Raw genomic sequence first — 14,141 nt, 5'->3', positions numbered from 1 at the left:
CGCTCATCGAATAAATCTATCTGTCGACGCTACCCGCATTGCCAGATTCAATGCCTTGGAATCGGTACGAAATGTATGCTGGAGACGTGAAAAACGGCGTGTGCCACGTCATTTTTTCATCCGCCTCGACACATTCGGTCAAATCTTCCCCATTCGGGATCACATCATGTCGAAATCAGTCGACGACGGCGCACGTCTGTTCGGTCGCTCGCGCACGATCCAGGATCTGCTGCTGAAAATATCGCGCGTGGCGGCCACGCGCATCAGCGTTTTGATCGTCGGAGAAAGCGGTGCCGGCAAGGATATCGTCGCGCGGCTCATCCACGACATGAGCCCGCGCCGACGCGGGCCGTTCGTGCCCGTCAACTGCGGCGCGATCCCGCACGATATCGCGGAATCGCAATTGTTCGGTCACGAGAAAGGCAGCTTCACGGGCGCCGTTGCCCAGCATGTGGGCATGTTCGAAGCCGCGCGCGGCGGCACGCTGTTTCTCGACGAGATCGCCGAGATGCCCGGCGAACTGCAGGTCAAGCTGCTGCGTACGCTCGAGACGAACACGATCGTTCGCGTCGGCGGCCACGAGCCGATTCCGCTCGACGTGCGGATCGTCGCGGCCACCCACCACGATCCCGTCGAGGCGCTGCGCAGCGGCCGCTTGCGCGAAGACCTGTTCTACCGGATCGCACCGGTCGCGCTGCACGTGCCCGCGCTCAGGCAGCGCGAGGACGACGTCGGCGACATCGCGCTGCAGATCGTCGAGCGGCTGAATGCGCGGCACCGCACGAGAAAGCGGCTGTCGACGCAGGCGATGAAGGCGCTGCGCGCGTATTCGTGGCCCGGCAACGTGCGCGAGTTGCGCAACGCACTGGAACGCGCCTTCATCCTCGCCGACGAGCAGATCGAACTGCAGTTGCCGCGCCGCCCGCCACCGCGCGAGGAAGTCCGTCACAACGCGATGACGCTGCATATCGGCACGACGCTCGCGCATACGCAGCAGCGCTTCATCGTCGCGTCGCTGCGGCATTTCAAGGGCGACAAGCCGCGTACCGCGAAGGCGCTCGGCATCAGCCTGAAGACGCTGTACAACCGTCTCGCGCTGCTGCCCGCGCACGAGCGCAATGCGGCCAGCGCCACCGCGCCGCAGAATGCGAACGCGGCGAACGGCGGCAACCCGCCCGACGCGTCGTCCGCGCCGGCGCCATGAGCGCGACGCGCTATGCCGTCACGTCGTGCAGTGCCGCGTCCCAGTCGCGCGCGAATCGTTCGATGCCGAATCGCTCGCATGCGTCGCGCCGGGCCGCCGCGCCCCACTCGCGCGCCAGCTCCGGATCGCGGATCAGCATGCGCATCGCATCGACCAGCACGGCCGGCCGCGTATCGGCCATGCCGTTGCAACCGCTTCTCACGAGCTGCGCCATCTCGGTCGTGGCGAGTGCGATGATCGGCAGCCCGATCATCATCGCCTCGATCACCGCGAGCCCGAGGCTCGTGTAGCGGATCGGATTGAAGAAGAACCGGTAGTGCGACAGGAACTGCGGCAGCGCCGGGTTCGGCACCTCGCCGATCCCGCCGAGCTCGGCCGAGCCCATCCCGACGAGGTCGATCGGCACGCAGTGGCGCGCCGCCTCGAACACGTCCGCGCCGAGGCGCCGGCCGCGCTTCGCGAGATGGTTCACGACGGTCACGCCCTTCGGCAGCGTACCGCGATATTCAACGCCCTCGGGCATCGGCACGCCATGCTCGATCACGCGCGTCGGCGTCACGCCGTTGTCCCACATCAGCGCGTTGAACGGCGTCACGTGCACGAGCAACACGTTCGGGTCCTGCACCGGGTGCAGCGTGTCGGTCGGATGCTCGCGCGGCGGATCGTGCTCGACGAACAGCGTCGGCAGTGCGCGCTGCGCTTCGCTCAGCAGCCGCAGGCGGTCGTGCTGGTAATGCTTCACATGCTGGTACAGCACGCAGTCGAACGTCGTGTCGCGTACGCACTCCGCCGGTACCTCATGCACGTTGTCGCCCCACGGCAGGTGCCCGACGCGGCCCGCGTAACCCGGCGGATGCTGCGGCTTCGTGACGATGTAGAAATCGTGCGGCGCCTGCGACAGGTAATACAGGTAGTTGCCATGCACGTGCCAGGTCAGCACGCGCAACCGCTTACGTGACATGACGTCTCTCCTCCGCGAGCAGTGCGCCCGCCTGGTCCATCACGTCGCCGACGCCGATCGCCGTCGCGCATTCGTGCCCGTACGGGCACGTATCGAACATGCACGGCCGGCAGGCCGGGTAGTTCGCGAGCACGCGATGGCGAGTGCCGTCGAGCGGCGCCCAGCGCGCCACGTCGCTGCCGCACGCGACGACGACGCTCGGCGTGCCGAGCGCCGCCGCGATATGCGACACGCCCGTGTCGTTGCACATCAGCAGCCGCGCACGGCCGATCAACGCCGCGAGCGCACCGAGCGGCGTGCGGCCGCACAGGTTCACGCACGGCCGCGCGAGATGCTCGGCGAATGCGCCGGCCAGCGCCAGTTCCGCGCGTGTGCCGGTCAGCACGATCTGCCAGCCGTCGTCGGCCAGTTGCCGCGCCGCGAGCGCGAAGCGCTCGACCGGCCAGCGCCGCGACGCCATCCGCGCGCCGGGATGGACGATCACGTAGCGGCCCGGATCAAGCGCGTGTTCGTCGCAGAGCACGTGCCACAGCGCATAGTCGAGGCCGCCCAGCGGGAATTCGAGGTAGTCGCCCCAGTCCACATAGCCGAGCTCGCGCGTCAGCGTCAGGTAGCGCGTCACTTCCGGTTCGTCGTCGCGCCAGACCAGCGCGCAGTCGAGCGCGGTCGTGCCGCCGCCGGCCGGCACGAAACCGGCCGTGCGGGTCGCGCCGAGCGACGCGACGATCGCATTCGTGTGCGCGCCGCTGCCGTGCAGCTGGATTGCGAGGTCGAAGTCGCGCGACCGGCATTCGGCGATGAACGCTTCGCGCGCGGCCGCGTCCGGTGCGGGCTGCTCGGCGAGACCCGGCGCACCCGGAAACGCAATGAAGCTGTCGATGTAGTCCGAGAAGCGCGACGCGAATTCGCGCGCCCACGGCAGGCCGATCAGCGTGATGCGCGCATCGGGTTCGCCGCGCCGCAGCGCGCGCAACGCGGGCACGGCGCACAGCATGTCGCCGAGCTGCAGCGCGCGGAACACCGCGATCCGCTTCGGGCCGCGCGGGCCGTCGGAATCAACGCTGGGATCGAGCTTCATCAGTTGCTCCGAGAAACCCCGTCCTTCAGGACGGAGAGGAAAGGCGTGCTGTTGACAGGCAGCTTCTTCCACGGGTTAGGATCGCCTGCATGATCCTTGTCTACCGCTACCGGGTGAAGTCGCTCAACGGACTGCTCAACAAGCAGAGCCGTGTGGTGAACTACGTCTGGAACTTTTGCAACGACACGCAGAAGCACGCGCTCAAGTGGAGCAAGAAGTGGCCGACGGGATTCGATCTGAACGTGCTGACGACCGGCAGCAGCAAGGAACTCGGTATTCACTCCGGCACGGTCAACGCGACGTGCGAGCAATACGCGAAGTCGCGCAGTCAGCACCGTCGCCCGTACCTGCGTTATCGCGGCAGGAAGTCGCTCGGCTGGGTGCCGTTGAAGGGCCGTGACCTGAAGCGCGAGGGCGACGCGTTCCGTTTCGCCGGCAACACCTTCCGCGTGTTCAACAGCCGACCGCTTCCCGAAGGCAAGATCAAGGATGGAACCAGCTTTGCGCAGGATGCACGCGGCAACTGGTTTCTCAACATCGTGATCGAGATGCCCGATGTGCAGGCCCGCCCGATTCGTTCCGGCGTCGGGATTGATCTCGGCTTGAAAGACTTCGCCACACTTTCGACCGGAGAAAAACTGCCGAATGACCGGTTCGGTCGACGAGCGGCGGAAAAGCTGGCGAAAGCGCAACGGGCGCGAAAGCACAAGCGGCATATCGCGAAGTTGCACGCCAAGGTGGCCAATGCCCGCGCCGATTTCCAGCACAAGCTCGCGCTCGATCTGGTGCGGCGCTTCGATCACATCGCGGTCGGCAACGTGTCGGCCGTCAAACTTGCCAGAACCAGGATGGCGAAGAGCGTCTACGACGCATCCTGGTCGTCCTTCCGAAACAAGCTTCGCTACAAGGCGATCGCGCACGGAGCCAGTTTCGAGGAAGTGGACGAAAGCGGTTCGACCCAGTCCTGTTCGTCGTGCGGGTCGAAAGACAGCACGACGCGGCCGAAAGGTATCGCAGGACTGAGAATAAGAGAGTGGGCCTGCAGTGACTGTGGTGTCGAGCATGATCGAGATACCAACGCTGCGTTGAACATTCTCCGATGCGGACGTGCATCGCCAGATGTGGGAATCCTCTCCCTTTAGGGACAGGAGGACGTCAAAGGAAGAGCACCCGGAAATGAAATGCCCCGCGCATGCGCCAGTACACGGACACGGGCGGAATCGCGACGGACGTGACGATCATCTCGGCAACGTGCGACGGCGTGAGCTGCGTGCCGCGCAGTCGCTTCACGCAGAACGCGGCGGTAATCACGGCCCAGACCGCCGCGCACGCGACGCCCGGCGCCGGCCATCCGGCCATGAAGCACGCGATCGCACCGAGCGCCGCCAGCACGGCCGCATAGTAGTGCCACGGCGGCACCGGCCGGATGTGGCGCCGGTAGGTCGCGCGATGCTTCTTGTACAACAGCGCGTCGAAATACACCTTCGACTGCTGGCCGACGCTCGCCCCCCAACGCGCAGGGCGCACCGGATGCACGATGCGCGCTGCACCGGCATCGACGATCGGCCCCGCATGCTCGCGCAGCGCGAACATCAGGTCCGCGTCTTCGCGCCATGCACGCGTGAAGCGTTCGTCGAAACCGCCGATGCGTTCGAGCGCCGCGCGCCGCACGAAGCAGTTCGCCGTCGCGAATTCCGCATGCGCGAGGCCCGCCGCATCGCGCTCGTAGTCGGTCGGGCACGCCCGCAGCGGCACGTCGATGCGCCCTGCCGCGGCCACCGCCGACGGCTCGGCCAGCAGCGCCGCCGCACCGTAACGCAGCCAGGTCGGGTCGGGAATCGTGTCGTCGTCGGTGAACGCGATCAGTGCGCCGCACGCGCTGCGCCAGCCGACGTTGCGTGCGCCGGCCGGCCCCTGCGTGGCGGGTGCGGTCATGTAGCGGATCGACGGCACGTCGGTCACGCGCGCGCGGCATGCATCGACGACGGGCCGTGCACTGCCGGCCGGGTCGTCGTCCACGACGACGATCTCGTAGGTCGCCGGATCGAACACCTGCACGCACAGCGCGTCGAGGCAGCGTTCGAGCAGGTCGGGCCGCCGATAGGTCGGCACGACGACCGACACCACCGGCGGCAGTTGCGTGTCGCGCAGGTTCATCGCGGCTTCTCCAGCAGGAACGGACCGATCACGAGCGCATCGAGCGGCGACGTCCAGAAGCATTCGATCGCGTCGCGCGGCGTGCAGACGATCGGCTCGCCGCGCGTGTTGAACGACGTGTTGACGAGCACCGGCACGCCGGTGAGCGCGTCGAACTCGGTCAGCAGCGCGTGCAGCAGCGGATGCTGGCGCTCGTCGACGGTCTGCACGCGCGCGGTGCCGTCAATGTGGCGCACGGCCGGAATCTGTTCCGCGCGATCGGCCACGACGTCGTACACGAACAGCATGAACGGCGCGCGCAGCGGCGTGCGCCGGCCGCCGGCAAACCAGTGATGCGCGCGGCTTTCGAGCACGACCGGCGCGACCGGCCGGAAATCCTCGCGATCCTTGATCCGGTTCAGCTTGCGCTGCATGTCCGGGTCGATCGGCGACGCGAGGATCGACCGTGCGCCGAGCGCGCGCGGGCCGAACTCCATGCGCCCCTGGAACCAGCCGATCACGCGGTTCGCCGCGAGCAGCGCGGCTGTCTGCGCGGCCACGTCGGCGAGCCGCCGGTACGGCAGCTGCGCTTCCTTCAGGAAGGCCTCGATCGCGTCGTCGCCGTAGGCCGGCCCGAGATACGCATGATCCATCCGCCAGTCGCCGCGCGCGCCGCGCATCCGGAAGTCGGTCCACAGCGCGGCGCCGAGCGCGGTGCCCGCGTCGCCCGCCGCCGGCTGCACCCACACGTCGTCGAACGGGCCGCGATCGCGGATCTTCGCGTTCATCACGCAGTTCAGCGCGACGCCGCCCGCCATCGCGAGCTGCCGCTCGCCGGTCTCGGCGGCCAGCCAGTCGACCGCCTGCAGCGCCGTCTCTTCCAGTACGATCTGCAGCGCATGCGCGATGTCGCAGTGATGCGGCTCGATCGGGCCGCCGCGTTCGCGCGGCGCACCGAACAGCGCGGCGAGATCCGCGTCGACCACGTCGTAGCGCCCTTCGCCGCGATACCGCACGAGCCGGCGCATGTCGTCGGCGAACACCGGCTTGCCGTACGACGCGAGCGCCATCACCTTGTACTCGTCGGACGAATGCAGGAAGCCGAGATAGCGCGTGACCCGCTCGTACAGCAGCCCGAGCGAATGCGGCAGGTTGACCTGCCCGAGCCGCCGGTAGGACCGGCCGTCGAACACGCCGTAGCTCGTCGTCGCGCGCTCGCCGCGCCCGTCCATCGTCATCACCGCGCAGCGCTCGAACGGCGCCGCGAGAAACGCGCTCGCCTCGTGCGCGAGATGGTGCTCGATGAAATGCCAGCGGAACGGCCCGTCGTGCGTGACGCCGCGCAAGCGCCGCTGCAGGTGATGCGGCGCGGCGCCCGCGAGCTGGCGCGGCGCGTTGACGATCGACGACAGGAACAGCGGATGCCATGGCGACGCGCCGTCCTCGCGCGGTGCATGCGCGGACGGCGCAAGCGGCAACGTCAGCGACGGCGCCGCGCCTTCGCGGTCGAGTTCGAACGACGGGTCGTACGAATAGGCGACGTGGTCGACGTCCGCGAGCGTGATGCCGGCTTCCGCGAGGCAGTAATCGATCGCGTGGAAAGGCAGCTCCCAGGTCGAGAACGGCACCGGACGCTTCGCGTGCTTCACGTGCGTGAAGCGTTCGTCCTCGGCGGCCGCGATCACGATGCCGTCGCGCACGATGCACGCGGCGCTGTCGTGGAAAGCGGCGTTGATGCCGAGCGTATGGATCGGGTCTGGCATGCGTCAGCTCCTGGTGATGGCGTGCGCGAACGGAATCACGTTCGATGCGTGCGCAGCGACCGGCTCGCCGCCGTGTGCCGCAGCCCGCGAGGCCGCGCGTTGCGCATGACGCGCGCCGCCGCGCAGCAACGCGTGCACGGCGGCGACCACGTCGTCGACGCTCACGCCGCGCAAACACGGATGGCCGGGCTGGTTGCACACGCTGCGATAGCAGTTGCGGCACGGTACGTCGACATTCAGCACACGATGCGGCACACGCCACGGCGTGTGCTGCGGGTTGGTCAGCGCGTACAGGTCGACCACCGGCGTGCCGAGCGCGGCCGCGAGATGCACGGGGCCGCTGTTGTTCGACAGCAGCAGGTCGGCCGTCTCGACCAGCGCGCCGAGTTCGCCGAGCGGCAACGCGCCGGCGAGCGGCACCGCGCGTGGCCCCGCGCGTTCGCACACCGTGTCGACCAGCGTGCGTTCGCTCGCGCTGCCCGTCACCGCAATGCCGTCGAACCACGGCGCGACGGCGGCGGCGGCTTCGCCGAACCGCTCGGCCGGCCAGCGCCGCGAGGCTGCGCTCGCGCCCGGATGAACGACCAGCCAGCGCGCGTGCTCCGCGTCCGGCCGGCGCGTGCCGCCGATGCACCGCAACGCGGCCCGCAAGCGGGTGTGCACCGCGCGCCGCGCCGCGTCGCCCGGCTCGAATGCCATCCGCCAGTCCGACGTCTTCGCGCCGACGGTCCGCACCAGCGCGAGCTGGCGCGCGACCTCATGGCGCACGTGCGCGTCCGGCTCGGTTTCCGGCACGCGGTCGGTCAGGAGTTCATACGGATTCTCGCGGCAATGCGCGAGCCGCAGCGGGATACCCGCGAGCCAGCACATCATCGCGGCGGGCAGCGGGTTCTGGCTGTAGACGGTAAAGATCACGGCCGCGTCGAAGCGGCCCGCCAGCAGCCGGTCGATCATGTCGAGATCGGCCACCGGGTCGCCACGCTGGTCGGGGTGCCTGACCCACGGCGCGTCGTAGCTCCACACGTCGTCGACCATCGGCAGATGCTGCGCCAGCACGGCGGCCGCGCGCGACGTCAGCAGCGTGAGCCGGCGGCCGTCGCCGCCCTCCTTCAGCGCCCGCAGCGCGGGCGTCGTCATCAGCACGTCGCCGAGATTGTCGAGCCGCACGCACAGGATGCGCCGCGCGTGGCGCCAGGCGGCGTTCATCGCCGCATCCACGTGCCGTGCCGGCGCACGGCTTCGCGCACGACGATGTCGGCAGCGAGATCGACACGGTCGACCACGTGATGCGGCGTGCGCGCCGCATCGACCCGCCATTCGGTCTCGTGACCGCAGTCGACGAGAATCGTGCTGCAGCGCGCGGTGCGGCCGGCCTCGACATCGTCGAGGATGTCGCCGATCATCCAGCTCCATTCGGGCACGACGCCGAGCGCGGCCAGCGCGCGGCGCAGCATGCCGGGGCGCGGCTTGCGGCAGATGCAGTCGCAGGTGTAGCGCGGCACGCTGCCCTGCGGGTGATGCGGGCAGTAAAAAAAATCCGCCAGCACCGCGCCGTTCGCTTCGAACAGTTCGGCGAGACGCTGGCGGACCGCGCCAAGCTGAGGTTCGGTAAAGCGGCCGAGCGCGATGCCCGGCTGGTTCGACACGACCGCGAGCGGCATGCCGGTCGCACCGAGCGCACGCAGTGCCCGCGCCGCGCCCGGCGCGAGGCGCATCCGCGCGGGATCGACGTTGTACGGCACGTCGTCGAGCAGCGTGCCGTCCTTGTCGAGCAGCACCGCGCCGGGCAGCCGCCGTTCGCGCTTCAGGGCCATGACGTCTCCTTCATCGGCAGCACCATCAGTTCCGGCACGACGGTGCCCGGCGGCTGCGCGAGCACGAACCGCACGGCGGCCGCGACGTGCTCCGGCGGCTGCAGCGTGTCCTCGTCGATGTCCGGGAAGCGGTCGAGCAGGAACGGCGTGCGCATCCCGCCCGCGACGATCGCCGACACGCGCACGCCGCTGGGACGCAGTTCGGCATGCAGCGCATGCGACAGGCCGAGCAGCCCCCACTTCGTCGCGTGATACGCGGACGCGTTCGGCCACGCGCGCTTCGACGCGGTCGACGCGATGTTGACGATATGCCCGCCGCCGCGCGCCTTCATCATCGGCACGGCCGCATGGCACATCAGGTACGGGCCGAACAGGTTCGTCATCAGCACCTGCCGCCACGCGTCGATACTCACGTCGTCGATCGGCGCGGTCACGTCGATCGCCGCGTTGTTGACGATCACGTCCAGATCGCCGAGCGACTCGCGCGCATCGTGGATGACCTGCAGCACAGATGCCTCGTCGCGCACGTCGAGCGGCCGGCCGACCGCCTGCCCGCCGTGCCGTTCGAGCCGCTGCGCAACGGCCGCCGCACGGTCGCCGTCGAGGTCAGCGACGACCACGTGCGCGCCGTGCCGCGCGAGATCTTCGCAAATGGCCTCGCCGAGACCGCGGCCGCCGCCGGTCACGAGCGCGGTTCGGCCCGCGAGCGGCGGTCCTGCTGGATCGTGAGTCGCATTCACCTGCACCTCCTGTCGACGTTGGAAAGCAATCCGACTGACGGTTACGCTTGTCGCGACAACCATCGATACAGGAGAGACAGCGAAAACCGTGCCGGGCCGCCCGCGCCGGCACCGCATCGGGCGCCGGCAGGCGATCGCTGGCTTTTTTATAACCGGCTGTAAAAACGCGCGCGGACGGCCGCGTTCAGATCGCGAGAGCGTCGGGCGTCGCCTGCGCACGGCGCTTTGCCAGTGCGCGCAGGCAGTGGGCGATGCAGCCCGCGAACGCCTCGTCGAACCACGGCTGGGCGCCCGACACGCCGACCACGATGCCGCCGAGCGCGACGCCGCCCCACAGGTTCGTGTCGCCCGCGCGCAGCCGGTACGGCTCCAGCGCCTGCACGACATGGCCGTCGCGGCCCGTCTCCCATGACAGCCGCGCCTTCGCGCGCGCGTACGCGCGGTAGTCGGCATCCCAGTCCTTCGGGTCGGGCAGCGAGAACTCGTACAGGATCGCGTCCTCGAACGCGGCGTCGTGCGGCCCGAGCGCCGGATCCATGATCACGATGTGCAGGCAACCGCTGTCGCCGACGAGGTCGCTCTGCAGCGCCGCCGACAGGCTCGGCAGCAGCAGCTCGACGGCCGCCACCGCGGCCTGCCGGTCCGCGAACGCGCTACCGGCGCGGCGCTCGGTCAGCGTGCCGCGCGTCGGGTTCGAAAGTTCAGGCATGGGTCTCTCCGGAGGAAAACGCGAGCGCTCGCAACGCCGCGATCAGGTCGGCCGCTACCGCGGGCTTGGTCAGGTACGCGTGAAAACCGGCTTCGACCGCGCGCGTGCGGTCACGCTCGCGCGCATGGCCGGACAGCGCCAGCGCCTCGAGCGGCGCGCGGCCGTCGCGGTCGCGCGCGGCATCGAGCTGGCGCACGCGCGACATCACCGTGTAGCCGTCTTCCTCGTCGTCGCCGAGATCGATGTCGCAGACGAGCAATGCCGGCCAGTCCGCGCGGCGCGCGCGCCACAGGTCGTCCAGCAGCGTCTGTCCGGACGCATACGCGTGCACGTCCGCACCGGCCGTCTTCAGCAGCGCGACAAGCGCGTCGCGCGCCTCGTCGTGATCGTCCACGCACGCGACACGAATGCCGTCGAGCGGCCGGGCACGGGCATCGACGCCCCGGTCCGGCATGCTGCCTGCCGGCTGCACCGGCGCCGGCACGACCGCGCACATCGGCAGCGACAGGTGCAGCGTCACGCCCGTATCGTCGCGTTCACGCACCACGTAGCCGCCGGCTTCCTCGATCGTGTCCTGCAGCCGCTCGAGATCGATCAGCGACAGCTCGAGCGCGTCGACGCCAGCACACGCGATCGTGATCCGCGCTTCCGGGTCGTGGCGCGCGGTGCGCACCTCGAGCTGCCCGCCGCCGCTCGCGTCGATCGCGCCGCGGCACAATTCCCATACGAAGCGCCGCAGCGCGGCCGGATCGGCCTCGACGACGAGATCCTCGCCCGACAGGTGGCGAAACACCGGCACGCCGCGTCGCGCGGCCGCCTCCGTCAGCGAATCGAGCACCTGCGACACGAGCGGGTTGATCGGCACCGGCTGCCGCGCGAACTTCGCCTCCGTGCGCGCCAGTTCGCGCTGCTTCGCCTGCAGCGACCACATCTGCGCATACACGCCGCCGCTTTCGAGCAGTGCATCGTGCGTGCCGTGCTCGACGAGCCGGCCGTGCTCCATCACGAGGATGCGGTCCGCATCGACGATCGTCGACAGCCGGTGCGCGATGATCAGGCTCGTGCGGTGCTGCGCGACGCGCATCAGCTCCTGCTGGATCGCGCGCTCCGAGCGCGTGTCGAGCGCCGAGGTCGCCTCGTCGAACACGACGATCGGCGGCGCCTTCAGCAACGCGCGCGCGATCGCGACGCGCTGCCGCTCGCCGCCCGACAGCCGCACGCCGCGCTCGCCGACGCGCGTGTCGTACGCATCGGGCAGCCGCTCGATGAACGCATCGAGCTGCGCGCTGCGCGCGGCCGCGATCACTTCGCCGCGCGTCGCGTCGCGCTTGCCGTACGCGATGTTGTACGCGAGCGTGTCGTTGAACAGGATGGTGTCCTGCGGGACGATGCCGAGCGCGTCGCGCAGGCTGCGCTCGGTGACGAGCCGCAGGTCCTGGCCGTCGATCCGGATCGTGCCCGCATCGGGCTGGTACAACCGGAACAGCAGCCGCGCGAGCGTCGACTTGCCGGAGCCGCTGCCGCCGACCACCGCGACCGTCTGCCCGGGCTCGATGCGAAACGACACGTCCGACAGGATCTGCCGGCTCGGCTCGTAGCCGAAGTCGACGTGCGCGAACTCGATCGCGCCGCCGCGCACCTCGAGAGGCCGCGCGCCGGGCGCATCGCCGTCCTCGCCCGGCCTGCCGCGCGCATCGAGCAGCCCGAACAGCCGCTCGATATTCGTCATCGCGTCGTTCGCCTCGCGAAACACGAAGCCGAGCACGTTCAGCGGCAGGCTGATCTGGATGATGTACGCATTGATCAGCACGAGATCGCCGACCGTCATCACGCCCCGTGCGACCTGCTGGCCGGCCAGCAGCATCACGGCCGCGATCCCCGCGCCGATGCACGCGCTCTGGCCGATATGCAGCGTGGACAACGCGTACTGGTTGTCGACGCCCGCTTCGCGCCACGCGTCGAGCACGCGGCCGAGGCGATCGCGCTCGACGTCCTCGCGCGCGAAGTACTTGACCGTATCGACGTTCAGCAGGCTGTCGACCACGCGCGCATTCGATTCGGCCTCGAGCGCATTCACGCGCCGCTGGTAACGCATGCGCCGGCGCGTGAACACCACCGTATACGCCGCGTAGACGGCGAACGTGACGACGATGATCGCGGTGAAGCCGCCGCCGTACTTGACGATCACGATCACGAGCACCGAGCCGATCTCGATGGCCGTCGGCACGACGGTGAATATCGCGACGCCGAGCAGGTAGCCGATGCCGGCCGTGCCCTTCTCGAGGTCGCGCACGACGGCGCCCGTTTCGCGCTGCGCATGAAAGCGCGCGCCGAGCCGGTGCAGGTGGCCGAACGTGCGGACTGTAAACGACGCGACCGTGTGCTGCGTGACCTGCACGAACGTCATGTCGCGCACTTCGTTCAGCGCATTCGACGCGAAACGCACGACCGCGTACGCGAACAGCAGCAGCACCGGCCATGCGACGGGCTGGTCGCGGGCGCGGCCGAAACCGTCGACGATGTCCTTGAGGAGCAGCGGCACCGACACCGCCGCCGCCTTCGCGAGCACCAGCAGCACGACGGCCGCCAGTACGCGCGCACGGTAATGCCAGATCGCGCGCCACAGTTCGGCCGCGATCCGCAGCCGCAGGCCGCGCTCGTCGCGACGCTCGCGGCCTGCGGCTGCAGCGCGGCGCGCGGGCCGCGTATCGTCGGTTCCGGTCGTCATGCGCGCGCTGCTCGCGGACGGGATCGGGATCGCGCCGGGTGGTGCACGATCGGTCAATGATGCGGCTTGCGCTCGCGGTCGGGGCCGACCGTGCCGGGTTCGGGATCGCGCGCGGCCGGCAGCGTCGGCGTGACGGTCCGCTGGTCGGGATGCAGCACCGTGCCGGTATCGTGCTCGCCGTCGCGACGCACGCGCACGCGATTCTCGACGTCGCGCACACCCAGGCAGCCGTCGGCCAGATCCTCGATGTCGTGCTTCATCCAGCGCGCCGGCACCGTGCCGTCCAGCTGGACGCAACCGTCATTCACCTGCACGGCGACGTCGCTCACGTCGATCTCGAGCGCATGCGCGAGCCGCTCGCACACGTCCTCGCGAATCCGTTCGTCCGAGCGCGTGTAGCCCTTCGGCCCGCGGCGCTGGCGCAGCGCGTCGCGTTCGGCTTCACTGCCGAATCGCGCCTGATCCGGGGCGCGGTCGCCGCCGCGCGGATCGCCCTGGTCGTACTCGCCGCCGTACCAGCCCATCCGGTGATGACCGCGGAACGCCGGGCGGTCGCCGCCGTACGCGCTTTCGCGGCCTTCCGCGCGGCGGCCGGGTTCGGCTTCGCGCGCCGGCTGGCGCGCCCGGCCCGGCCAGTCCGCGCCGGTGCCGCGCGACTGGCCAGCCGGCCGTGCGGCGCGCTCGGTCCATTCGCTGCCCCAGTCTTCCGGGCCGACGTCCTCGCTCGCGAAACGGCGATAAGCCGATTCAGACTCGTGATCTTCCTCCGGCCAACGCGCCGGATCGTCCGGGATGCCGCGCTCGCCGGCGCCCCGGTACGCGCGCTCGTCGCGCTCGTGCCGCTCGGGCGGGCCGCCACGCTCGCCGTATCGTCCGGGATATCGTCGTTGCATCGTGTCTCTCCTTGATCGCGCCCGCGTCGCGCACGGCCCCATGCCGCGTCGCGGCGCGCGCCGAGCCGATGGCACGCAAGCCGCGTGCCGATGCCGCGGCCGGCGCACGACGGAT

Annotated in this window: 12 protein-coding genes; 2 read left to right on the top strand and 10 right to left on the bottom strand. The window is 69.7% G+C overall.

Annotated elements, in window-relative coordinates; translation table 11 throughout:
- Positions 1 to 166 precede the first annotated feature (166 nt).
- Entirely contained in the window at positions 167 to 1,204 is a 1,038-nt protein-coding gene (locus tag U5798_RS00535) for a sigma-54 interaction domain-containing protein (RefSeq protein WP_124452443.1), read from the top strand.
- A gap of 10 nt (positions 1,205 to 1,214) precedes the next feature.
- Here U5798_RS00535 and U5798_RS00530 read toward each other — a convergent pair whose 3' ends face one another.
- Positions 1,215 to 2,165 (bottom strand): glycosyltransferase family 4 protein, encoded by a 951-nt coding sequence (locus U5798_RS00530; RefSeq protein ID WP_322080842.1) that lies wholly within the window; start codon positions 2,163 to 2,165, stop codon positions 1,215 to 1,217.
- Complete coding sequence (locus tag U5798_RS00525; RefSeq protein WP_322080841.1) at positions 2,155 to 3,243, bottom strand: glycosyltransferase family 9 protein; 1,089 nt, start codon at positions 3,241 to 3,243, stop codon at positions 2,155 to 2,157. The genes U5798_RS00530 and U5798_RS00525 overlap by 11 nt, the downstream gene beginning before the upstream one ends.
- A gap of 89 nt (positions 3,244 to 3,332) precedes the next feature.
- Between U5798_RS00525 and U5798_RS00520 the strand changes: the two genes are divergently transcribed.
- The gene (locus tag U5798_RS00520; RefSeq protein WP_322080840.1) at positions 3,333 to 4,385 is read left to right on the top strand and encodes a transposase; all 1,053 of its coding nucleotides are present in this window, start codon (positions 3,333 to 3,335) and stop codon (positions 4,383 to 4,385) included.
- Between the two features lie 13 nt (positions 4,386 to 4,398).
- On the opposite strand, the gene U5798_RS00515 is transcribed toward U5798_RS00520, so the two are convergent.
- From U5798_RS00515 to U5798_RS00480, 8 genes are all read right to left on the bottom strand, one after another.
- Positions 4,399 to 5,400, bottom strand: coding sequence for a glycosyltransferase family 2 protein (locus U5798_RS00515; protein ID WP_124452434.1), 1,002 nt, complete (start codon positions 5,398 to 5,400; stop codon positions 4,399 to 4,401).
- Positions 5,397 to 7,142, bottom strand: coding sequence for a carbamoyltransferase (locus U5798_RS00510; RefSeq protein WP_322080839.1), 1,746 nt, complete (start codon positions 7,140 to 7,142; stop codon positions 5,397 to 5,399). The genes U5798_RS00515 and U5798_RS00510 overlap by 4 nt, the downstream gene beginning before the upstream one ends.
- Before the next feature lie 3 nt (positions 7,143 to 7,145).
- Positions 7,146 to 8,348, bottom strand: coding sequence for a glycosyltransferase family 9 protein (locus U5798_RS00505; protein ID WP_322080838.1), 1,203 nt, complete (start codon positions 8,346 to 8,348; stop codon positions 7,146 to 7,148).
- Positions 8,345 to 8,956 (bottom strand): D-glycero-alpha-D-manno-heptose-1,7-bisphosphate 7-phosphatase, encoded by a 612-nt coding sequence (locus tag U5798_RS00500; protein WP_124452428.1) that lies wholly within the window; start codon positions 8,954 to 8,956, stop codon positions 8,345 to 8,347. Before U5798_RS00500 ends, U5798_RS00505 begins: the two co-directional genes overlap by 4 nt.
- Positions 8,947 to 9,696 carry an SDR family oxidoreductase gene (locus tag U5798_RS00495; RefSeq protein ID WP_124452426.1) on the bottom strand — a complete coding sequence of 250 codons (750 nt, stop codon included), beginning with the start codon at positions 9,694 to 9,696 and terminating at the stop codon, positions 8,947 to 8,949. Before U5798_RS00495 ends, U5798_RS00500 begins: the two co-directional genes overlap by 10 nt.
- A gap of 184 nt (positions 9,697 to 9,880) precedes the next feature.
- Positions 9,881 to 10,405, bottom strand: a complete 525-nt coding sequence (locus tag U5798_RS00490; RefSeq protein ID WP_124452425.1) for a hypothetical protein — start codon at positions 10,403 to 10,405, stop codon at positions 9,881 to 9,883.
- Positions 10,398 to 13,133: an ABC transporter transmembrane domain-containing protein gene (locus tag U5798_RS00485; protein WP_322080837.1), complete on the bottom strand. Its 2,736-nt coding sequence runs from the start codon at positions 13,131 to 13,133 to the stop codon at positions 10,398 to 10,400. The genes U5798_RS00490 and U5798_RS00485 overlap by 8 nt, the downstream gene beginning before the upstream one ends.
- A gap of 53 nt (positions 13,134 to 13,186) precedes the next feature.
- Complete coding sequence (locus tag U5798_RS00480; RefSeq protein ID WP_322080836.1) at positions 13,187 to 14,026, bottom strand: BON domain-containing protein; 840 nt, start codon at positions 14,024 to 14,026, stop codon at positions 13,187 to 13,189.
- Positions 14,027 to 14,141 lie beyond the last annotated feature (115 nt).

The organism is Burkholderia sp. BCC1972 (assembly GCF_905339605.1).
Classification (GTDB): Bacteria; Pseudomonadota; Gammaproteobacteria; order Burkholderiales; family Burkholderiaceae; genus Burkholderia.
This window is presented reverse-complemented; position numbering and strand designations above follow the sequence as displayed.